Raw genomic sequence first — 22765 nt, 5'->3', positions numbered from 1 at the left:
CTTTAAGACTGAGGTCGACGCGTGAAGATGGTCCATGCTTTCTCGACATCCCCTTTGAAATTCAATACTTCACCACTGACTCGCCGATACGCGTCGGCTGCCCCACTGCCATGCTTGGCGTCCGTCTCTCCTTTGGCAACCACGTCGATGCGTTGTGGCGTGATACCACGCTCGATAAGCGCACGCTTGACCGTCATTGCTCGACGATAAGAGAGCGCGTGATTGTAGGATGCCGAACCGCCCGCACTGGCGTGACCGGTTAAACGGAGCGTGGTACCAGGATAATCCATCAGAAAGTCTGCCATAGCGTCGATATTGGTTATAGCGCCCGTCGTCACTTTTGCGGTATTGGAGGCAAAGTACACATCAATTTGTCGTGCTGATGCGGTCGGTGACTGGCGCGCGTCGGTCGGTTGAATGTAATTGGGACAGCCTTGATTATCAATGACGGCGCCGCGTGGTGTGTTGTCGCATCGATCACGGGCGTTGATGACGCCATCTTGATCACTGTCGGTTACATCATGACTTTGCGTGGCCGTAGGGGGTGGAGAGATCGCCACCGTACATCCAGTGATTAGCACAAGAATCAGGCTCAGTCCCAATACTTTCATTCCGTTTCTCCTTCTGTTCCTTGCCACTGTTTGGGTAAGGAGACTCTCAAGGCTTCCAATAAGTGACCGGTATTGTTGAGTAAACGATATTGTGCCAATAAATGATCGTAGTTTGCGTCTAAGTAAGCGCGCCTCGCTTCAAGCAGTTCGTTTTCGGTGTTAAGTAGGTCGAGCAGCGTTCGTCGCCCAATTCTAAATTGTTTTTCATACGCTTGCACTGTGTCCGAGGCGGCATCGACTTGCTGTTGCAAAAGGTCTTTTTGTTGCTCGGTGAGCTGGAATGCACTCCAAGCCAGCCGGGTGCTTTCTTCTAATTGTCGATAGGCGTTATCAAAGATATCTTTGGCACGATTTAACTCATAGGCGCCTCGTCGAATATCGGCTTGATCGCTCCCGCCATTAAACAGTTGATAACGCACGCGTAGCATGGCGCTAAATTCATCACTAAAATCATCCACGCCGCTGACTTCATCCGCCCACGTTTGGCTGACTTCTACACTGATGTTTGGGTGGTGAGCGCCTTTAAACTGTTGATACTGTGACTTTGCCGCTTCAATATCGTATCGCGCTAATTTGAGTAGCGGGTTACGTTTGACGGCTTGTTCAAGGGCACTATCCAGTGAGGTGGGGAGGCGTGTTTTATCAATCACGGGTTGGACTGTGTTGTTCGCGGGCACACCAACCACGCGAAAAAATGCCGTAAAGGCATCTTCTAGGTTGGTTTCAGCGGACAAGAGGTTAGCTTGGGCCCGAGCAACGCGCGCTTGTACCTGCGATAGATCTGCCGTTGAGCCAATGCCTGTGTCCGCCCGGCGGCGAATATCGGCGAGAATTTCTTCGTGTACAGTCATATTCGCGCGAGAAAGGTCGAGTACCTGCTGAGCTTTAAGTATCTCAAGGTACACTTCGGCGACCCGTAGCGCTTTATCGGAGGCATCCGAACGCAGTTGAAAGCGCTGACTCTCTGCCTCATACTGATTACGGGCAATGTTGTTGTGTGTTTGCCCGTCCCACAATAATTGCCGAACATTAAGAGTGGCATCTTTTCGCGCAAAATCGAGGTCATCTTGCGCTTGTGTTGTATCATTATCGATGCGTTCGTAACCCATCCCTGCATTCAAATCCACGTCGGGGAGATAGTCGCCCTCACTGGCCTTGGTTCTCTCACGGAAGCTTTGCAGCTGATGAAAGGCGCCACGCAACTCAGGATCCGTGGCAAGCGTTGTCACCACGGCTTGCTCTAAAGACTGGCTATGAGCCGGTGCGATCACTGCAATTGTTAGGGCGACGCACCAAGAGGGTTGCCAAGGAAAGTGGTAAGCCATAAAGTCTGTTGCCTCTTTATTCACGCAATGCGGTTTTTTGCGCGCGCGTAATGGGATTGAGTAAGTAATCTAAAACCGTACGTTTACCTGTGATAATGTCCACGGAGGCCGTCATGCCGGGAATAATGGGTAAGCTGGTTTCTTTGCCCAAGCTGTCTTTTTCGGCACGTATCTTAGCCAGATAAAAACTGTTGCCTTCTTCGTCTTCGATGGTATCGGCACTGATGGTTTCAAGCCTGCCATCCAGTCCGCCATAGACGGTAAAATCATAGGCGCTGAATTTGACCACTGCATTGAGTCCTGGGCGTAAAAAAGCAATATCTTGAGGGGCAATTTTGGCCTCAACCAAGAGGTTATCCTCGGAGGGGACGATCTCTATAATGTCCATGCCTGGTTGGATGACACCGCCGACTGTGTTGACGTGCAGCTTTTTAACCGTTCCATTGACAGGCGAGGTCACCACGGTGCGTGAGACTTTATCCTGCAATCCCACACGCCCTTCAGACATCGTAGCTATTTGCTTCTCTACTTGGTTTAGTTGTTCTTGCTGGTCGGTGCGAAACGTTAAAGCGACATCGATACGTTGGAAAACGGCTTCGCGCAGTGCTGAGACCACAGAAGGGAGAGAAAGCTGTGCTGAGGATAATTCACGCTGTGTATCATTGAGTTGACGCTGCAGCTTAAGCAAGTCGATTTTGGGCACAACGCCTTCATCGGCAAGTGGGCGCGTGATGTCCAGCTCCTCTTGCGCAAATGCTTGGCTTTGTTCGAGATTCGCGATCCGAGACTCTAATTCGACAAGCTCTTGTTCCTTTTGCCGGATCTTTTGCGCGGTAACGTAGAGCTGATTTTGAATATTAGACAGCTGCTCTTGATATCGCGCTTGTGTCTGTTTGATCAAATCAGGGCGTTTTGTGGTAAAGACATCCGGAAACGAGAGTGGTTGGCGCTCCAGCAGGATACTTTCTCGCCATTGCTCAAAAGGCGCAGTTTCATCAACACGAATCGCGGTGAGCAACGCTTGCAGACGCAATTTATCTGCACGTAAACCGAGCAACTCTTGTTCTCTTTCTCGGAAGTTGGCGCGAAAGAGGGTATCGTCAATGAGGATAAGCCGTTGCCCTTTTTTTACCTTGTCGCCTTCTTTGACCAGGAGCGCTTTGACTAAGCCCCCTTCAAGGTTTTGCACCACTTGAAGTTGTGAAGAGGGAATCACTTTTCCTTGTCCGACGGTCACTTTGTCGAGTTGTGCTTGCGATGCCCACGCCGTGGCGACAACTAGAAACAGCACGATAGTCCATAGCAAAACACGCGCACTTTTCGGCGTGTTGAGCAAAAGTGCAGCCGTCTTGTCATCGATGTAATCGAGGTGCTCATCTCGGGGCAAGGTCGCGCGAGATTTATCACGTATCGCCATCTGACCCCCATCAGGTGTTTCACTTCTTTCAAGCTTAGCCTATGGTGCTGATTTTTTGCAGACTTTATCAGGCTTTGAATGGATAAGTGCGACGAGCGTATAGATGGCTCGCGTTGCTAAACCTGAGAAATGAAAAGCGTCGCGATCACTGATCCCTGTTTCTGTCGCCACGGTAATAAATTGCACTTGTGTATCGGTAGGTACCTGCGCAAAATAGTTGAAAATAAACGAATTGGAGAAAGCAATGGAGTTGTCAGACATTCGAAGAGAGTACACCCAAGGGGGATTACGTCGTGATGATTTACCCGATGCGCCCATGGATTTATTTGGCCAGTGGTTGCAACAAGCCATTGATACCCAAGTGCCAGATCCAACCGCAATGACTGTCGCCACGGTTGATGAAGATGGACAACCTTTTCAGCGCATCGTTTTGCTTAAAGACTTTAATCAAGAGGGGTTTGTGTTTTACACCAACTTGGGAAGTCGCAAAGCGCTGCATTTGAAAAAAAACAGCAAGATTAGCTTGCACTTTCCTTGGCATTTTATCGAGCGACAAGTCCATATTATGGGGGAGGCGGAGCCTCTGAGTAAAAAGGAGGTGTTTAAGTATTTCACTTCTCGCCCCAAAGAAAGTCAGATCGCAGCATGGGCGAGCAAACAAAGCGAACGTTTATCAGCACGCTCGGCGTTAGAAGGCAAGTTTTTGGAGCTGAAAAAACAGTTCGAGAAAGGGGAAGTGCCTGTCCCTACATTCTGGGGCGGTTATCGCATCAAGCCTAAAAGCATTGAGTTTTGGCAAGGTGGCGAGCACCGCTTACACGATCGTTTCTTATATCAACGCCAAGAGGATGACAACTGGGCGATTGAGCGCTTAGCGCCATAGCCGCCGCCCCTTTGATGATAGCGACGAGGGACATCTTAGCGCCCTCATCGCGCAGAACTGGCGGCAAGATGGCGCACCGTTGAATTGGGCGCTGTCTGATTAACCTCGTAGCACCACAGACAATTGCTGGGTTAACAAGCTTTCTGGAATCGCGGAGCCAAATCCCTGCGCGAGTGCATGCTCGAGTAAGCCTGCTTTGGAGTCGACATCGAACTTTTCACGTAAATGCGCAAAGTGATTTTCGATGGTTTTGACGGATACCGACAATGTCTGCGCGATCAATTGCGGTTTCTTGCCATGCAGATGAAGGAACAGTACCTCCCGCTCTCGCGATGTCAGGTGTACCTGAGCTTCACCATGATGATGATCGGATAACGCCTGTTCAGGGTGAGTGACTGCACGGCACACCCAATGTCCCACTTCTAAAATGGCGGTGTCGCTCAGCTCCTGGCCACAGAACATGATCCCACAAATATGCCCCTGTTCATTGAACCAAGGCGTTTTGGTAAACAGGTGCGCATGCCAACGGCCATTGGCATAGGGATGAATATCGAGCACACGGAGTCGCTTGCCTGTTTTCATCACGTATTGGTCTTGCGCTTGAAATTGATCGGCACAACGCGTGGTGGGGCAGGGCATATCATGATCTGTCTTGCCTATGCAGTCTTGCGGTTGTTTGAGGCCCACAAGACGGCAGTATTCACTATTGGCGTAAACAAATACCGATTGTGTATCTTTGCAGCCCCAGCAGCCGGGTAATTGCTCGAGCATAGACAGAGCAGGAGGAACGTGATTCATATCGCTTACCCATTCATTGTTATTATTATTGGACGTCATCGCCCATCAAGATATAGAAAAACGGACACGTTATTGGAGCATAAAAAAAAGCCGGCATAAAGCCGGCAAAGACAAGATTTCCCCAAAGGGAGTTATCCTGTACGACGTGTAGAAGAGGTTGTTTAGATAATTCACTGGTATCATGAGGGTTGTTGATACAAGATCGTTATCTAACTGCACCTAACAGTGTTAGGAACTGCAAACGCGTCTATCGGGACAAATTGCGTTTACGGGGTCTACTATATCCAGAAGACTAGACGTTGGGTAGGGGGGATTTGACCTATTGACATTGAGTAAAGCAACTTAATATCAAGATTGTTGATTTTATCTTACTCGAAAAAAACGCCGCTAACGAGTAGCGGCGTGTGTTTTCTACTATTGTGATGAGGCGAGTGAGATCAAGGTGTTTTGATATCTCGCACCACGCGGAACCCAAGGTAATTGGCGCTGGTGTTCTCTCCTAACTCCAAACGCTCGGAAACGCGAGAGCGTTGAGGTGAAAAGTTCCACGCACCGCCACGAGCAATAGGGGTATCATTGCTTACCCACTCCCAAACATTGCCTGCGGTGTCATAAACACCGAACGGGTTAGGCGGAAAGCTTTTAACCGGCGAGGTGCGGTCGTTTGACCATACCGTGCCGCTCCAGCCGGTATTGGCGTTGCCGACACCGATTTCATTGCCCCACCAGTAATCGCTTTCCGTGCCACCACGGGCAGCGACTTCCCACTCAACGTCGTTTGGAAGCGCGTAGCGCTGGCCCGTTTGCTGGCTTAGCCACTCGGTGTAAGCCTCGGCATCATCTTTATTCACACAAACGACTGGGGAGTCGGCCGCTTGATCAAAGCCGGGTTGACGCCAGTCTGTATCCAAGCTTTGGTTGATCTCGCCATTTACCAGCTTATCGCAGCCATTACCTTGTTCGGCTGCGGTGACATAACCGGAGGCGGTGACAAAGGCGTCAAACTGCTCTACCGTGACGGGTGTGGCGCCCATCGCAAATGATTGCTGAATAGCCACATTTTCACGTGCATCTGGCCCGACTTTGTATTCGCCAGCGCCGATCACCACCATTTGCGGTGCTTCGAGATTATTGGCAACAGGGTCGGTAAACTTTTTTCCTGGGCTAGGGGGCTGATTAGGTTGCTCTTTCAGTTTTGCCCACACTACCTGATCTTTACCGAGGTAAACTTCGCGATCATAAGGCATAAAACCAGGCTTAGTGACCGTTAAGTCATGGTTACCCACTGGTAGCATGAGTTCTACCGGTGTGCTTCCGTATGACACATCATTAATGGTCACACTGTCATCGTAACGATTAGAGCGTATCGTCACGTTAACCCAGCGTTTCGCCTGCTGTTTACGATTGGCTTGCTGCTGTGCTTGGGTGGTTTCAACACAGTATCTGTCTTCAAGATCAAGCAGTCGACATGCCGCCGTTTTATCAGGACGGCTTACCAGCTCGGCTTTGATACGTGTTGTGTAGTCCATGCCACCGGTAAAGCCTGCGTCAACGACTTCACTGTTAGTGACGTGGATATTAAACGCCACTTTATCGATGTTTTGCTTCACGGCATTGGATTCGGTGACAAAGTCCGTTACCTGGCCTCGGAAGTCACGAATCGCTTTTTGCATGGTCAGCGTTTCACCTTGGTTCGCGCACGCCGACAATGTCATGTTGGGTGAACAGGTCAAGCTATGGACAACTTCAATCGTGTCTTTTTGGGTGAGTTCTTTACGTAGACGCTCTGCACGTGCTTCGCGCATGGCCTCATGTAAATTCTCAAGGGTGGTTGCCAATAAGGCTTGTTCTCGTTCAAGTTTCGCCAGTCGTTTCTTCTGCTCAATAATGGCGGACTCGTTGGCAGCTTGTTTTTGCTGGTGATTGTTCACCTGCTGCCATGCTTGTTGGTAGGCCTGCTGATACGGGCTGATATCTGTGCTCGGGTCAGCGATTAAATCCTGAAATTTCGCATCCAGCTCTGCTTTAGCATTACTGCGTTTGCGCTTCAGGTTACTCAGTTCATCTTCTAACGTCGCGCGCTTGACCAAAAGGTCATCCAATTTCGCCTGCTGCAGAGCCAGTTCATCGTTTCGAGTCTCCAACGTTTCTTCTTTATCGCGGAGCTTCTCAACCAACTCACTGACCGGATCGAGATTATCAGCGGAAGACGCGTTTTCAGCGAACGCCAACTCGGTTAGCAGTAGGGGAGGGAGCGCTAAGCATAACGCTTTTATATATTTCGTTGTCATAGTTCCCTTGCTTACGCATGTCGCAATAATAATACCTATGTCCAAAAAGTAGACTATCACGGAAACCCGCGTTGCCACGCAAACCGTGCTAATTATTTGACGGCAGTCAGCATTCTGCGACGTGATCGGTGCAACTGTGCTCATGGTTTTTATGTTTATGCGAGATTACCTTAAGCGGTGGCTTGCTTCAAATAAGATTGCGTGACGGCACAATAAAACGGAAGAATGATCAAGGTGTTGATCCCCTTTGATCGCCTCGAAACAATGATCAAGTAAGTGATATTTCCATCGAATAAAAAGTAAATTATTGAATTTTATGTTATTTACATATATCAGAGGTGGTTTTTTTATCGCATTGTTCTCGATATTACCCCGATCAACGTGCAATACATGAGGGATCCTTCGCATTTTTAGCGTCAAAATGACATAGGCCGTAAAAAATACACTACTTGATCATTGTTCCGCAACGTTGAGAATAAGCATAGAGAATCCAGTCGCACACGGGTGACAAGCGTGCCAGAATAATGAAAGAGGAAGTTGAATGGTTGACGGCAAACCCGTAATCCGCACCGAGAGGGAGAGCCATGGTGACAAAAACACCCAAAGTCTCTGAAGTGATCGCCTTACCTCGACAACAGCTTCACCATAGCCATGAGTACAAGCAGGTCGTGATTGGTCTGCAAGGGCAAACGGAATTCGATGTTGATGGGCGAGGTAGTCTGGTTGGCCCAGGCCAAGGCTGTTTGGTGGGGGAATCACAAGAGCATGCTTTTACCGGGGTGGGACGTAATGAAATTCTGGTGATTAACCTTCCATACCAAGAATGGGTGGGGCATGCATCCATGCATGACAACATTGCGCGTTTATTTAGTCGCGAGCCTTACTTCCAGCTCGACACCCATGCACAAACGCTGATCAAGGCGCTGACAGCCGAGATGATCGCCAACCCATCTGATTTACTGCTGAGCCGCGCATGTGCTGATACGCTGATGTGTGTATTACATCGCCATTTCCGTGATCATGTTTCGCCGCGACGAGATGGCCATCGCTTAAACATGGATATCATTGACCGTTATATTCACCAGCACATCAGCCGCAAGATTACGGTGGCGCAGCTAGCAGGCAGTGTGTTTCTGGCTGAAAGCCAATTCCACCAGTTATTTAAAGAGCAGGTGGGCACCACGCCGCATCAATATGTGCTTGAAAAACGCTTTGCTTTAGCGAAACAACTGATTAAAGAAAGTGAGTTGACCATGGCACAAATTGCCGATAGTTGCGGTTTCTCTAGCCAGAGTGGTTTCACCAATGCGTTTTCTCGCTATTTTGGCCTCTCTCCTGCCAGGTTTAAGGGCTCGGTTTAAGCGTGGCCCGATGTGCTGTCGCCGTCTCCGGCATCAATAATATGCACGTCTTTTGTTATGCCATTATGGCGATCGACCGCTTTATTTGTTAATCATCGGAGGATTTTGCAATAATGCCGGTGTATTTTGTAAGACCCTACTGATAGACCACGCATAGAATCGATCGCAAAGTAACAATGACGTAACATTTTTCCTGCCCGAGTTTGGGAGGACGTGAGTGAGGATACCACTATGTTTAAAGCCATCGATGCTATGCAGCCCTCGTTTATCGAGCGCCCACTGGCGCAGCTCTGGTCTGAAATCTCGCCGCTGTATTGCGTTGACGAAAGCCTATGGCTTCAACAGTTAATTCCCCTAGCGGAAGCCACTGACAGTGAGCGTGAGCAAACTCGTCGTCAAGCCACGCAGTTAATTGAGCAAGTGCGGGCGGATAAAAAAGCGGTCCAAATGATTGATGCGCTCTTGCTGGAGTACAGCCTGGATACGCGTGAGGGGATTTTGTTGATGTGTCTGGCTGAAGCGCTGATGCGGATCCCTGATTCGCACACCGCCGATGCCCTTATCCGTGACAAACTGAGTGTTGCAGATTGGAAAGCGCACTTGCGCCATTCCGATTCCTTGTTTGTGAATGCCTCAACCTGGGGGCTGATGCTCACTGGAAAAGTGGTGACCTTGGATGAAAGCACGGAGGGCAAGCCGACGTCGGTGATCAACCGCCTCGTGAACAAAATGTCCGAGCCGGTGATTCGTCAAGCCATGCACCAAGCGATGAAAATCATGGGTCACCAGTTCGTGCTTGGCCGTGATATTGATGAAGCGCAGAAGAACGGTGAGGGCCCACGCAATAACGGCTTTACCTACTCATTCGATATGTTAGGGGAGGCGGCACTTACGCAAGAAGATGCCAAAGCCTACTTAGAGGATTACTTACAAGCGATTGAGTCGGTGGGCGATGCCAAAGCAAGCTATCAAGGCCCATCGCCATCGGTCTCTATCAAGCTGTCGGCTTTGCATCCCCGCTATGAAGCGGCTAACTACGATCGCATGATGGACGAAATGTTCGAGACGGTGCTCGTTCTGCTCAAGCGCGCCCGTGAAAAAGATGTCGCGATCACCATTGATGCTGAAGAAGCGGATCGTCTAGAGCTATCACTGGCACTGTTTGAAAAGCTATACCGCGATCCTGTGGTTAAAGGCTGGGGGAAATTTGGGCTGGTGGTGCAAGCCTACTCAAAACGTGCGCTCCCTGTGATTACTTGGCTAGCGGCTTTAGCGAAAGAGCAAGGCGATGTGATCCCAATGCGCTTGGTAAAAGGGGCGTACTGGGATAGCGAGATTAAACTGTGCCAGCAAGGTGGGCACCATGGTTATCCGGTATTCACCCGTAAAGAGGCGACTGATGTCTCTTATCTCGCCTGTGCCCGTTTTCTGTTGAGCGAGCATATACGCGGTCTGATTTATCCGCAATTTGCCAGTCACAACGCCCATACCATAGCCGCGATAGCCTCGATGGCGACCCATCAAGACTTTGAATTTCAGCGCCTTCATGGCATGGGCGACGCGCTGTATAACCATGCGAAAGCCTTGTTTAACACTGAAGTGCGCATTTATGCCCCAGTGGGCAGCCACAAAGACTTGCTCCCTTATTTGGTGCGCCGCTTACTGGAAAATGGCGCAAACAGCTCTTTTGTTCACCGCTTGGTTGATGCACGTTGCCCGATTGACGATCTGATTGCGGATCCTGTCGATACACTGCGCGCTAACCCAACACTGCATAACGATCGTATCCCCTTGCCGTTAGATATCTTTGGCGCGTCGCGTAAGAACTCTCAAGGCGTAGCCACTGATATCGACTCAGAATGGCAGCCTTTCACCGCAAGCGTTGCGCCTTTTATGGGCGCGCACCAATGGCAGGCCGGCCCCATTGTCAATGGTCAGCGCCTAGCCGGTGACACGCATCCTATTGCTGCGCCTTATGATCGCGAAGAGCCAGTCGGTCACGTTGACTGGGCGACGTCTGACCAAGTCAACAATGCACTCGATATTGCCGCGAATGCTTACCCAGAGTGGTCGAAAACAGCGGTCAGTGAGCGTGGTAAGTACTTACTTGACTTGGCTGATAAACTTGAAGCGAATTTAGGTGAGCTGGTGGCGATTTGTCATCGCGAAGCCGGTAAAACGATTCACGACAGCATTGATGAAGTGCGTGAAGCGGTCGACTTTTTGCGCTACTACCCCGAGCAGGCCAAAGCATTGCAGGGCGAGCCGCTTTCATACACAGGGTTTGACGGCCAGATGCAGTCCGTGAGCTATCAAGGTCGTGGTGTCTTTACCTGTATTAGCCCGTGGAACTTCCCATTAGCTATCTTTTTGGGGCAAGTCAGCGCGGCGCTGGTAGCTGGTAATACCGTGGTGGCAAAACCGGCAGAGCAAACATCCATTATCGCTTATCGCGCGATTGAGTTGCTACTTGAAACCGGGATCCCAACTGGCGTTATCCAACTGCTTCCAGGCAGTGGGCCTGTGGTAGGGGCGCCATTAACCGAAGATAGCCGCATTGCCGGTGTGGCGTTTACAGGGTCTACCCCGACCGCACAACGTATTACACGCACGTTAGCCGAGCGCGACGCTGATCCTGTGCCTGTGGTGGCAGAAACTGGCGGACAAAACGCCATGCTGGTAGACAGTACCGCGTTACCTGAGCAAGTGGTGCGTGATGTATTGCGTTCCGCGTTTGCCTCGGCGGGGCAGCGTTGTTCAGCTCTGCGCGTTTTATACATTCAAGAAGATATCGCAGACCGTGTGATTAGCCTGATTAAAGGCGCAATGGCTGAGTTGTCGGTGGGGCGACCAGAGCGGCTTTCTACTGATGTGGGGCCGGTGATTGATCAAACCGCGAAAGACAAATTGCTTGCTCACATTGAACAAATGAAGCGCAGTGGCAAATTAGTCACCCAGGTACCGCTTTCGGCTGAGTGCGACAAAGGTACCTTTGTCCCACCGACAGCTTTTGAAATTCGCAGCATTGACCAACTGAGCGAAGAGCACTTTGGCCCGATTTTGCACATTGTTCGCTATCGCGCCAACGAACTCGACAAAGTGATTGATGATATCAACCGTACTGGTTTCGGCCTGACAATGGGTGTGCATAGCCGTAATGAAACCACGTGTGCCCACATCGAGCACCGCGCGCGCGTCGGTAACTGCTATGTGAACCGTGATCAAGTCGGTGCCGTGGTTGGGGTTCAGCCTTTTGGTGGCCGTGGCCTGTCAGGCACTGGCCCGAAAGCAGGTGGTCCCCATTATCTCTACCGCTTTACACAAGCGTCAGTAAACGTTCAATAAATCGGTTGGTATCAAGATCAGGAGAAGCGTGATGGAGCAATTAAATAACGTTTTAGAGCAGTGTGACGCGGTATGGGAAGACTGGAACGATCAAGCCGTTGCTGGCCGCATCATTTTATTACAGCGGTGGTCTGAAACCGTTGCCGCACGGGGCGATGACTTTGCCCAAGCGGCGAGCATGATCCGTTTTCAGTGCGACAGCGCAGACCGACTGCTCAACAAAGTACATGAATTACCAGGGCCAACGGGGGAGACTAACGAGCTCTATACCGCCGGGCGTGGCACCGTCGTGGTGACAGGCGATGCCTCGCTGACGTCCGTTGCCTTATGTGGCCAGTTAGCCGCCGCCTTGGTCGCTGGTAATTGTGTGGTAGTGAGTGTTGAGGGCACTCACGCTGATATGGTCGACGCTGTACTGGCCGACCTCATTAAAGCCGGATGCCCAGACCGTGTGGCCGTGCGCGTGAGTATTGACGCGCTTAGCGATCTGCTGGTTCATCCGCATATCGTCGGGTTGGCAACGACAGGGGAAGACGCACATGTGCGGCATGTCAATCGCCAACTTGCACAACGACAGGGTGTGATCGCCACACTGGTTGCGGAAACTGACACGGCGCATTATCCCGTGATTGGTTCGCCCGACTATGTGTTGCGTTTTGTGACCGAATGCACCCGAACCATAAATATCACTGCTGTAGGTGGTAATGCCACGCTTCTGGAACTCGGCAGTGGTGAACATTAACTTTCCAGAGATGGCCCCGACTGGGGCCATGTAATTGAGGGACAGATATGATAGACAATAGCTATGCCATCAGTGCAACCTTTCTGGCATATCTCATCATGATGCTTGCCATTGGTGTATATGCCTACAAACGCACATCCAACTCCGAAGACTACTTCCTCGGGGGGCGTTCGTTAGGCCCATGGCCCGCCGCCTTGTCAGCGGGTGCATCAGACATGAGTGGTTGGTTGCTGCTTGGCCTGCCTGGCTATGCCTACGCTGCGGGAATGGAATCACTTTGGTTAGCAGGCGGTTTGCTGCTAGGGACTTACCTGAACTGGTTGATTTGTGCCAAGCGCCTGCGTACTTACAGTATTGAAGCAGATAACGCATTGACGTTACCGGAGTTTTTTGCCCGTCGTTTTGAAGACAAATCAAAACTGCTGCAAACCATCTCTGCTTTCTTCATTTTGCTTTTCTTCCTTTTCTATACCAGTTCAGGTTTGGTTGCAGGGGGCAAACTCTTCACCACGGTGTTTGGGTTTGATTACACCACTGCGGTGGTCATTGGCACCATTTGTGTTGTGTCTTATACCTTGTTCGGTGGTTTCTTAGCGGTATCTTGGACTGACTTGGTACAAGGTTTGTTGATGGCGGCAGCCCTGTTGGTCGTGCCCTTCGTTATCATGGACGGTAGCATCTTCAAATTGGGTGGCGACGTAGCGGCGATTAACCCTGAATTGATGACGATCTGGCGTGATGTTGAGGGCGAGCCTCTGTCTTGGATCGGCATTGCATCGCTGGCCGCATGGGGGCTGGGTTACTTTGGACAGCCACACATCTTGGCACGTTTCCAAGCGACCCGTTCAAACAAAGACATTACCACCGCGCGTCGTATTGCGGTTGGCTGGTCTGCGCTTTCAATGTTTGGTGCGGTGCTTATCGGGCTGGTGGGTATTTTGTACGTGCAAAACGACATGACCGGTGACCTGAAGGATGGCGAGAAAATCTTCATGCTTCTCGTTAACGCGGCCTTCCATCCTGTCATCGCCGGTATCCTGCTCGCCGCCATTTTGGCCGCGATCATGAGTACCGCGGATTCACAGCTACTGGTGTCGTCGTCTGCGTTAGCAGAAGATTTCTATAAGCAAGTGTTCCGTCCCGATGCCTCCACGCAAGAGGTGGTCATGGTCGGTCGTGGTGCAGTGATCTTGCTCTCGGCGATTGCGCTTGGCTTAGCGATGGATCCAGAAAGCTCAGTCCTTGGCCTGGTGTCGTATGCATGGGCAGGCTTTGGTGCAGCCTTTGGTCCAGCACTACTGTTAAGTCTGTTCTGGCGTGACATGAACCGAAATGGTGCACTGACTGCGATTCTCGTCGGCGGCGTGACAGTTGTGGTATGGAAACAGCTTTCAGGCGGCATTTTCGATCTGTATGAAATTGTTCCTGGCTTTATCTTCGCGGGACTGGGCGCGATTGTGGTAAGTAAAGCAACCGGTGGCCCAAGCGAGTCGGTAGCCAAGCAATATGAGTCTTATGAAAAGAGTTTAGAAACCATGGCGTAAGCGTTGGTGACAAATGTTCTTTTTCATCAGATCTAACAAGAAGGAGCGCGCTGGCGCTCCTTTTTTTACCTTTGTTACGCATCCGCGTATGACGATTGACCACTACGTTGACGAACACAATTGCGCCCATCGCGCTTGGCACGGTACAAGGCTTGATCGGCTTGCTTGAGGCCATCAACATAATCCGTGGCCTGATGGTTGCCAGCCACACCAATGCTTACCGTCACTTTTACTGACGGCGCAATGTCGTCGAGGGTCAGTGCCGCGATACGGCGACGTAAGCCGTCAAAGTAGGTGTAGCCATCCGCCGGGGTACCTGCAAACAGTAACGTAAACTCCTCGCCACCCCAGCGGGCAACATGGCTTAACTGTTGGCGTTCGTTATGCAAAAAGCGCCCAATACGCTGGATAATTTGATCGCCCACCAGATGCGAATGCTGATCGTTAATGCGCTTAAAATGATCAATATCTAAAATGGCCACTTGTAAGGGCTGACCCGACTGGTTGGCGTCATCAAAGGCGAGGTGCCAGTACTCGTCAAACGCACGCCGGTTAGCCAGACCCGTTAATGCATCCTCTTTCGACATACGTTCAAAATCGTCAGCTTGCGCTTGCAGCGCTTGCGTTTTCTCTTTCACTAGCGCTTTGAGCTGCGCTTCTTTTTGTTGCATCCGGCGGATCCGCCACATAAAGGCGCCGTAGGCGAGGGCGACTAAGGCCAAAAAACCTAGCGCACGTATATCTGACCGTTGCCAAAGTGAGGGGGTCACACTGAAGCGATAGCTAAGCACATCATCACTCCAATCGCTATAGGGGTAGCGTGCACTCACTTTAAAGGTGTAGTCACCCGGTGGTAAATTCGTATATTCGGCAATATGGTTTTCGTGGCGATAGGCCCATTCAGACTCAAAGCCCTCTAGCTGGGTGCGGTACTGGATTTGCTCTGGCATCGTATAGCCGAGCGCCGCATAGGAGAAAGATACGCGATTGGTGCCCGCCGGTGCGGTGTTACTTGCCTCAGGATTAATCGCTTGGCCATCAAATCGCACTTGTTGCATCACAATCGGTAACGGCTGGCTAAGTAATTGCGCTAGCCGGGTCGGCTTTACGCTAGTCACCCCTTTGGCGGTGGCGAAGACAATATCGCCCTCTGCGGTTTTGGTCGCCGCAGGATTAGAGCCGCCATTGGCCTGACTATTTCTCATGCCATCGCTTTGATCATAGTGCTCAAAGTCAATACGCGTGCGGGTGTTATCCGCTACTTGATGGGCATGATAATAGTTGACCCGCCAGATCCCTCGGTTGCTGGACAACCAAAAACTTTGGTCATCGCCTTTAACGATTTGAAAGAATTTATCAATCGGTAGGCCATGGGGTCGGCCGACCAAGGCGAGTTGGCCATCCGCCTGCCGATAACGGATAATTCCTCGATCAGTGGCCATCCATACGTAACCCGGTTCGTGAAAAAAGCCAAACACATACTGCGCCTGCTCTTGCTCGCTGAAATCGAGAGGAATGATGGTCTGTTTGTGCAGATACCCGGCGCCGCTACCCGTTCCTATCCATAGCTTGCCTGTATCGTCGAACGTTAACGACATAATATAGTTGCCGGGGAGGGCACTATTCTGGCTGGTGTAGCGTGCACGCTTTTGATAAAAGACTGACGCGCGCGCGGGTTGGTTGCTTGGCGGGGACGAAAACTTGACCAAGCCACGTGGTGTGCCCACCCATAATGTGCCCTCACGTTCGACAATCGCCCTGACTTCATGGTCAGGTAATTGATCGTTCAGTGTTGTGGCGGGGGTGAGCGAGCCTTGCTCCCAATAATAGAGACCTTGTTGATAGGTGCCCACCCAGACGCCACCTTGTGCTCGAGGCGCGAGACTGAGCACCGATATGTCGTCGGCTAATATTTTGGCATTACCTTGTACGATATCAATTTGGCTTAACCCTTCACTGGCCCCTGCCCACACCGTATTTTTATCGCCCGCAAGTACGGTGCGCACATAGTCACCGGCTAGTCCATTATCTTTAGTCAGCGTTACAAACGGCGCGTATCTAAGCCGCATTGCCCCGCCATTGGTGCCTATCCAAATACTGCCTTCATTGTCTTCAAACCAGGATAATATCCGGTTGTTAGACAGTCCGCGGTGATCGTCAAGAAAATCGACATGTTGGCCTCTCATGTGGGCAATCCCGTTGTTGAGCGTGCCGAACCAATAGGCACCACGACTGTCTTGTTCAACCATGGTAATCGCTTGGTGGAGTAGCTCACTCGCCAGTGGTGTCCAGCGACTGTTTTTATAGCGCCAAGCGCCATTTTCGGAGCCGACGAGGAGGCTCCCATCCTGACCACTCGAGACATAAAAGGCTTTACGAAACAGATTATGAAAAGAGAGAGGCGTCGCGCCATGTTGTAACGATAGTTGATAGACCCCTTTTTCGGTGGCTGCGTAGACTTGCCCATCGGCGGTTTGGGTCAGGTGATAGCTGCTAACAGTATCGATAAATGTCTGTGGGGTGGGGTCGGGTTGCGAGAGCTGCTCGGGGGCGTAGTAAGCAATCCCCTTTCCCTCAACCGCGAGCCATAAGCCGCCTGTTTGGTCATGGAGCGCATCATTAATGAGGCTGGGAGCGGTGGGAAGGCCCTGCCACGAAAAGCCTTGGCGCATCACTAAGCTGCCTCGCGCCCCGCCGGCATAAAGTTGATTGTTCGGTCCGGTCGCCAGGGCGCGCGTGCCTGAGTCTTGCATTTGTGTGTCAGGGCCGCGGTCAAAGCGCACAAACTCTAAACCGTTATAACGTGCCACGCCCTCCCAAGTGGCAAACCACAAATAGCCATCCGAAGTTTGGGCGATGGCATTAATGCTGTTATGGGGCAATCCGTTGGCAGAGGTCCAGGTTTCAATAAAATAATCAGATAATTGATTATCTTTGGCATAACTGGGCGTGATATGTCCTGACAAACCTAACCAACACAAAAGCGTGAGACACACAAGACGTCGGCTTAGTTGTAATGGGAAATGTCTCAGTGTGTTCCTTAGGTGCATCTTTTGTTCTTTGCTCCGATTCCGCGTAGACTGGCGATTCTATCTTAATCACTGTTTATTTCTTGGACATAATGGTCAGGTTTTGACAGCAAATTGAGAAAGATCACACTAGCGATACAAAGATCACGCAGGCCTGACAGCTCATGATGCAATTTATGGCGATTCGCCAGCAATTATTAGCGCAAATTGATCGCGGTTTACTGGCGCCGGACAAAAAACTCCCGGGTGAGCGTCAGCTTGCAGACACCTTTTCCACTACCCGTGTCACCTTGCGTGAAGCACTTGCGGTGCTTGAGGCAGAGGGACGCATATATCGGCGGGAGCGACGTGGCTGGTTTGTGGCGCCTATCCCTTGTGCGTATGATCCCAGCCAACTCGTCGATTGGCAGCATGATTTCTCTCAACACGGTGGTCAATTTTCTTGGTTGGCGCAAAAGACGCCCATGGCGTCAGCGGCGGTGAGTGATCAAATGCAACTGCCTCCCTTTGCGCAGGTGTTTGAGGGTGAGGGACTGATTCAGATCGCGCAGTTACCTGTTGGCTTTGTGCGTACGTTTCTCCATCCTGATTATTTCCCCAGTGTCTGGCAAACCGGTGACCAGGCAACGTTGTTAAATACGCCAGCGAACGCGGATGTGTCTTGGTCGAGCGCGTGGGAAGCGTTAGACAGTGAGCGTGCTAGTGTATTGGCCGTGCCTGCTGGTACGCCAGTGTTAATGGTGACGCGAGCGTGGCGCATCCAGCCCGCCCAAGGGAGCCAGACGATCCGCATTGATACAGAGTGGTGGCGGCAACATGCGGTGACACTCTGTGGTGGCTCAGCGCGTGATGCTCAGACTGGCTCTGTGAAAAAACGAGAGTAAGTCTTCACTTTTAAATAACCGAGTCACCAAAGGGTGCGCCGTTGTGGGTACATTGGGGTTGGGGTTAAAGTGGATAGTACGCATCTCGGCATTGATCCCCGCTTGTATGCCCTTGTTGGTGTCATCGATGAACACACATTGGCCGGTAGGACAGGCCATATTCATCGCGGCGTAGTGAAGCAGATCGGGAGCCGGCTTCCAGCTGTTAGTATCAAAGGCACTGAATAGGCGATGCTCAAAGTAGGGCAACAGCTTGGTGAGTCGCAGAGCATGCGCCATTTTTTCTACGGGGCTATTTGATGCCACACAAATATCAATGCCTTGCTGTTCAAGCGCCTGTAAGACGGTTTCAATGCCTTTTACCGGTGCTAATTCAGCCTCGAAATACTGACGACACAAGTGCCGAAAACGTGGCTCGAGTTGATCAATAGGAATATGTGCCCCGTTTCGTTCGCAGGTTTGCTGGAGGACATCGGTCAGTTTTCCGCCCTCAAAATGATCGAGCGAGTCTTGCAGATCAATACGCACACCAAATGTAGAGAAGGTTTCTACCAAGGCTTGGTGAGATAGCTTCTCGGAGTCAACCAAGGTCCCTTCGCAGTCAAAGATGACACAATGGATGGGGGAATCAAGTGGATGTTGCAGCATAGGTGCTCCCTTCAATCTCTCTTTGTATCCTTGGACGAGATAGAAAAATCAACAAGTTAGTGACACGGGAAATGCTAACTGTGTCTTGCATTCTTGCCTTTTTCGTTATCAAAATTAGTCAGGGATCGACTTTTCATTAGCAAGGAAGAAAACGATGCGTTATCAACATCAATGGTTAGAGGGTGGAGCGATCGATTTGCCCGTTGGACAGGTGGTGTGTGTAGGGCGTAATTATGCTGCCCATGCGCAGGAGCTTAACAATCCTATTCCGGACGAACCGGTGCTGTTTATGAAACCGCCGAGTGCCATCCAACCGTTAGATGACAAGCTAGCGATAGTGGCGTCATTCGCTCCCGTTCATTACGAAACCGAGCTGGCGGTGCTGATCACCAAACCTTTATTTCATGCCACTAAGCAAGCCGTTGAAGACGCCTTGGGCGGAATGACACTGGCGCTGGACTTGACCCGTCGTGAAACGCAAAGCCGCTTAAAACAAAAAGGACTGCCTTGGGAGCGGGCGAAAGCGTTCGCGGGGAGCGCAGCGATTGGACGTTTTGTCGCGGTGCCTGATGATTGGCGTGAGGTCGTCTTTGCATTGTCCATCAATGGCGAGAGGCGGCAGCAGGGAAATAGCGCGAGTATGTTAATGCCTGTGATCGCGCTTATTCAGCATATAAGCCAGACATTCTGGTTGAACCCAGGCGACATTGTGCTAACGGGCACCCCCGAAGGGGTTGGTGTGCTGGAAAACGGCGACCTTTTATCCTTGTCGCTTGAGGGGCAGCACCTTGCCCAACCCCAGGTAGTGGTTCAGTCTGATGAGGCTTTTATCCAAGGAAAGAGTGCTTGACGCTCTTCATGGGTGAGTGCTGAAACACGCGCAATATTGCGTGCGGGGATCTGTTCTGGATCTTGGCCATAATGCGCCAGCGCGCGTGACATACTGGCTTCACGAATCAAGTGAAAGCATGGATAGGGAGAGCGATTGGTCAAGTTCTCGCTATCTTCTGGCGCGCACCCTTCAAAACAATAGTCGGGATGAAAACTGGCGACTTGGAAAACTCCCCGCCACTGGTAGTGGTCAATCATCGCCTCGGTAGCATCGACCACGTCGAGGTAGTGATCAAAGTCAGCGAGCGCGTTGGGCACCACGACCACCGTGGTATCAGTGATGGCAGGCTCGGTGTGATCAAGATGGACTAAAGCCTGATAAATCGCAGTTAAAATCTCGGTATCATCCTGAGCGTCGCACACAGTGAGCTGAATTTGTTGTTTGCGACGGGGCTTAGCGGCGAAAGGGCAAAGATTTAGTCCAATCACCACCTCATCTAGCCACGTATTCATCTGTGTTTCGACTTTGTTCATCGAGTTCTCGTTTAAATGTCGCCTGCAGGCGGGGCGGTGATTATTGTTGTGGTTGTGACTGGTACGCCTTGGTGCCCCAAAGAGGAACCGTAGACAAGCTATGCTTAAAGCTGCCAGATGTTTCTTTGGTTGAGTAAGAGAGATACATCAAGGTCTGATTTTTCACATCGAAGATCCGACGAATCTTCATCGACTTGAAGAAAATACTTTTCGATTTTCTAAATACCACTTCGCCCGATGCGCTTTTATCAATATTGGCAATCATCTCGGGCGTAATCTCCCCAGTTTGACGACAAGAGATAGCGCTATCACTGGGATCAGAAAAGCTTAAGTCCGCCTCGACAGACGCAACATGGCACGTCACCCCGCTTACCACAGGATCGACGAGATGGTTAAGCTTGATGTCTTTCATGGTAAACATCCCTAGGCTTACGTCGCCAACTTCATCGTTATCACAGCCACTGAGTGTCGCGGCAAGCGCAACAACGAATAGTATTTTCTTCATTATTCGAGCCCTTATTGATCAGTGGCAGGAGTGTATCACAGCCCAGGCGGGAGGAGGAAAAGTGTGCGTCGAACACGGCCGCTTATTATCGTTAATGTCCGATAAAAGTATTTAGGCCAATGGCCGGCTGTGCGTTATTGCTCTTTAAATTGCGCATCGCCATCTTGGCCTGAGAGGGACTTAGGCTCAAAATTCATCAGTACTTGGGCAGCATCACAATAGCTGCCTGTATCGGCAAACGTTTTTCGGGCTGCCGCAATTTTGCGCTCGGCAATGCGTCTAACGTCTTGCGCGTTAGCTTGATTGCTAAATGTCATTTGTTGGCTGATCATTTCTTGTCCAAACGTCGATTTGCAAATAGCCTCGTTCTTTCCCGTCACCAGCTGCTCGGCGTTTGATGAATCTTCCGTGTTAGCGTGAGCGAAAATACTCATAAAGAGCGTAAAGACCAAAAATGTTCTCGTCATGCTTCTGACTTCCTATGCTATTTGTTTCAATCTTAGCATTAAGCCGCGACGTCGCCCACTGGCGACGTCAAAACAAGATAAGTGTTTGGGGAAGAGGGGATTAGGCAGAGATGTCACTTTCAATTGTCGTTGGGCTTGGCTGAGTTTTTGTTACGAAACGCCATTTCTTTGCCTCAGCAAGATACCCCAGCGCCGACAGCCAAATGAGTGAGTAAGCGACTAATTCGGTACTTTCTTCCGCAATATTTTTCACATCTCGCACGTAGTTGGCGCCCATCGCTTGTTCCCATAACTCGCCCATACCAAACAAACGCGAATACACGAGTAACAGCGCTAAGGCGATCATTAAAACCGTGCTGTGCCTTGAATGAACTGCTTGCGCAAGGCTAGTGAGGGTTTCTCGCCAGTGTTTCAAAGCGGGCCAAATGGCGAGCCCCGTTACAATGAGTGCCGGTACTTTCCAAAAACCATGCATCACCACATCAAGTGTGGCATCCAGTTCTCGGATCATTAATACCAAGAAAAAGGCACTCATAAGCCCGGCAGCGTGGTGAAGGGATTGACTGAACTTAGCGACACGACGAAACGCAAATACCGTCGCGGCGAGTAGCCCCAGCTGGGACAGCTCAATCAATGATGATTCGGAAGCAACGTTGTGAGAAGCCACACTGTAATGAACAATGCCTGCAATACCAGCGAAGTAAAGGGCGATTATAAAAAATTGTCCGGCGCTTTTAAGCACCGTACGCGCAGCAGATGAAGACCGTGGTAATGTCATATTATCCTCAATTCGATAAAACGATCTGCCCGTCCGTAGCAGGTGTCACCACCCTATGTGTGACCCTTATCCCAAAAATGTCATTTGGATTGATAGTACGGTGAGCTTCATTAAACTGCAATAATTTATGTGATCGATGTCACTATATGTTCAGGGAGGCGTCAGGATTGTGAGCATTTGTTCGTCAGGCGTCTCGTTAGGTCGACGCGTTGTCAATAAATTTACACTGTAAATAGAAAATGGGCGAAAGTGGCAAACATCAATGGCGAAAATGAGCAGATAGCTATACCTATGAAATTCAACATTTTAATTGTGTTTTGATAGACAGGCGTAGACAATAAAGTCTGATATTTTAGATAGAGGTATGCCTATGTCCACACTCTCTGCTCGTTGCCTATGCGGTGGTGTCCGTCTTACATTACCTGACACTTTCCTTTATATGGGAAACTGCCATTGCTCTGAATGTCGAAAGTTTACTGGTTCAGACTATTCATCAGTCGGCGGCATAGAGGCAGACAAAGTCTCGGTCACGGCTGGCCAAACGCATATTCGTTATTATGAGAAGAGCGCAGAAACGGTGCTTGCTTTTTGTGGGCAATGTGGGTCGAGCCTTTTCTCTCATAAAATCAATAAGGGAGTGTTCAATATTCGTCTGGGAATTTTGGATACCGCTCCACAATCGGCGCCAAATTTTCATATTCACACGGCGTCGAAGGCACCATGGCATACGCCTAATGAGGCATTAAAACAGTTTGAACATGGGCCGGATTAA

19 protein-coding genes are annotated in these 22765 nt (G+C 50.6%); 8 read left to right on the top strand and 11 right to left on the bottom strand.

Going from position 1 to position 22765, the window contains the following annotated elements; translation table 11 throughout:
* Positions 1–2 precede the first annotated feature (2 nt).
* From BGL48_RS00850 to BGL48_RS00840, 3 genes are read right to left on the bottom strand one after another with little or no spacing between them, the layout of a single operon-like run.
* Positions 3–611, bottom strand: a complete 609-nt coding sequence (locus tag BGL48_RS00850; RefSeq protein ID WP_069360876.1) for an OmpA family protein — start codon at positions 609–611, stop codon at positions 3–5.
* Positions 608–1936 (bottom strand): TolC family outer membrane protein, encoded by a 1329-nt coding sequence (locus BGL48_RS00845; protein WP_069360875.1) that lies wholly within the window; start codon positions 1934–1936, stop codon positions 608–610. The genes BGL48_RS00850 and BGL48_RS00845 overlap by 4 nt, the downstream gene beginning before the upstream one ends.
* A gap of 16 nt (positions 1937–1952) precedes the next feature.
* The gene (locus BGL48_RS00840; protein WP_069360874.1) at positions 1953–3353 is read right to left on the bottom strand and encodes an HlyD family type I secretion periplasmic adaptor subunit; all 1401 of its coding nucleotides are present in this window, start codon (positions 3351–3353) and stop codon (positions 1953–1955) included.
* Positions 3354–3597: 244 nt separating this feature from the next.
* On the opposite strand from BGL48_RS00840, the gene pdxH reads away from it, so the two are divergent.
* Positions 3598–4236 carry a pyridoxamine 5'-phosphate oxidase gene (pdxH, locus tag BGL48_RS00830; protein ID WP_069360872.1) on the top strand — a complete coding sequence of 213 codons (639 nt, stop codon included), beginning with the start codon at positions 3598–3600 and terminating at the stop codon, positions 4234–4236.
* 99 nt (positions 4237–4335) lie between these two features.
* Here pdxH and BGL48_RS00825 read toward each other — a convergent pair whose 3' ends face one another.
* Positions 4336–5034, bottom strand: coding sequence for a helix-turn-helix transcriptional regulator (locus BGL48_RS00825; RefSeq protein WP_141698046.1), 699 nt, complete (start codon positions 5032–5034; stop codon positions 4336–4338).
* Between the two features lie 437 nt (positions 5035–5471).
* Positions 5472–7325 carry an SUMF1/EgtB/PvdO family nonheme iron enzyme gene (locus BGL48_RS00820; protein WP_069360870.1) on the bottom strand — a complete coding sequence of 618 codons (1854 nt, stop codon included), beginning with the start codon at positions 7323–7325 and terminating at the stop codon, positions 5472–5474.
* 584 nt (positions 7326–7909) lie between these two features.
* On the opposite strand from BGL48_RS00820, the gene BGL48_RS00815 reads away from it, so the two are divergent.
* The 4 genes from BGL48_RS00815 (at position 7910) to putP (ending at position 14317) form a co-directional block, all read left to right on the top strand.
* A complete protein-coding gene (locus tag BGL48_RS00815; protein ID WP_069360869.1) occupies positions 7910–8686 on the top strand; it encodes a helix-turn-helix transcriptional regulator in 777 nt (258 codons plus the stop codon).
* 231 nt (positions 8687–8917) lie between these two features.
* Positions 8918–12031 (top strand): bifunctional proline dehydrogenase/L-glutamate gamma-semialdehyde dehydrogenase PutA, encoded by a 3114-nt coding sequence (gene putA, locus BGL48_RS00810; RefSeq protein ID WP_069360868.1) that lies wholly within the window; start codon positions 8918–8920, stop codon positions 12029–12031.
* Between the two features lie 31 nt (positions 12032–12062).
* Positions 12063–12773 (top strand): aldehyde dehydrogenase family protein, encoded by a 711-nt coding sequence (locus tag BGL48_RS00805; protein ID WP_069360867.1) that lies wholly within the window; start codon positions 12063–12065, stop codon positions 12771–12773.
* A 47-nt stretch (positions 12774–12820) separates the two neighbouring features.
* On the top strand, positions 12821–14317 hold the full coding sequence (gene putP, locus BGL48_RS00800) for a sodium/proline symporter PutP (RefSeq protein ID WP_069360866.1): 1497 nt from the start codon (positions 12821–12823) through the stop codon (positions 14315–14317).
* A 74-nt stretch (positions 14318–14391) separates the two neighbouring features.
* Here the strand turns inward: putP and BGL48_RS00795 are convergent, their stop codons facing one another.
* On the bottom strand, positions 14392–17283 hold the full coding sequence (locus BGL48_RS00795; protein WP_176719623.1) for a ligand-binding sensor domain-containing protein: 2892 nt from the start codon (positions 17281–17283) through the stop codon (positions 14392–14394).
* 227 nt (positions 17284–17510) lie between these two features.
* Between BGL48_RS00795 and BGL48_RS00790 the strand changes: the two genes are divergently transcribed.
* Positions 17511–18230 carry a GntR family transcriptional regulator gene (locus BGL48_RS00790; protein WP_069360864.1) on the top strand — a complete coding sequence of 240 codons (720 nt, stop codon included), beginning with the start codon at positions 17511–17513 and terminating at the stop codon, positions 18228–18230.
* On the opposite strand, the gene BGL48_RS00785 is transcribed toward BGL48_RS00790, so the two are convergent.
* Positions 18186–18878 carry an HAD-IA family hydrolase gene (locus tag BGL48_RS00785; protein WP_069360863.1) on the bottom strand — a complete coding sequence of 231 codons (693 nt, stop codon included), beginning with the start codon at positions 18876–18878 and terminating at the stop codon, positions 18186–18188. The two genes, BGL48_RS00790 and BGL48_RS00785, sit on opposite strands and share 45 nt — an antisense overlap.
* A gap of 154 nt (positions 18879–19032) precedes the next feature.
* Here BGL48_RS00785 and BGL48_RS00780 point away from each other — a divergent pair, with 154 nt between their 5' ends.
* Positions 19033–19728 (top strand): fumarylacetoacetate hydrolase family protein, encoded by a 696-nt coding sequence (locus BGL48_RS00780; protein ID WP_069360862.1) that lies wholly within the window; start codon positions 19033–19035, stop codon positions 19726–19728.
* Here BGL48_RS00780 and BGL48_RS00775 read toward each other — a convergent pair.
* From BGL48_RS00775 to BGL48_RS00760, 4 genes are all read right to left on the bottom strand, one after another.
* Entirely contained in the window at positions 19689–20243 is a 555-nt protein-coding gene (locus tag BGL48_RS00775) for a DUF1415 domain-containing protein (RefSeq protein ID WP_069360861.1), read from the bottom strand. The genes BGL48_RS00780 and BGL48_RS00775 overlap by 40 nt on opposite strands.
* A 40-nt stretch (positions 20244–20283) precedes the next feature.
* Positions 20284–20748 carry a CreA family protein gene (locus BGL48_RS00770; protein WP_069360860.1) on the bottom strand — a complete coding sequence of 155 codons (465 nt, stop codon included), beginning with the start codon at positions 20746–20748 and terminating at the stop codon, positions 20284–20286.
* A gap of 134 nt (positions 20749–20882) precedes the next feature.
* On the bottom strand, positions 20883–21215 hold the full coding sequence (locus tag BGL48_RS00765; protein WP_069360859.1) for a hypothetical protein: 333 nt from the start codon (positions 21213–21215) through the stop codon (positions 20883–20885).
* Between the two features lie 100 nt (positions 21216–21315).
* Positions 21316–21993: a hypothetical protein gene (locus BGL48_RS00760; RefSeq protein WP_069360858.1), complete on the bottom strand. Its 678-nt coding sequence runs from the start codon at positions 21991–21993 to the stop codon at positions 21316–21318.
* Positions 21994–22363: 370 nt separating this feature from the next.
* On the opposite strand from BGL48_RS00760, the gene BGL48_RS15940 reads away from it, so the two are divergent.
* A complete protein-coding gene (locus BGL48_RS15940) occupies positions 22364–22765 on the top strand; it encodes a GFA family protein (protein WP_077520382.1) in 402 nt (133 codons plus the stop codon).

The sequence above is a fragment of the Salinivibrio sp. SS3 genome, assembly GCF_001722105.1.
Classification (GTDB): Bacteria; Pseudomonadota; Gammaproteobacteria; order Enterobacterales; family Vibrionaceae; genus Salinivibrio; species Salinivibrio kushneri.
Note: the sequence above shows the minus strand (reverse complement) of the source record. Positions and strands in the feature narration are given on the sequence as shown.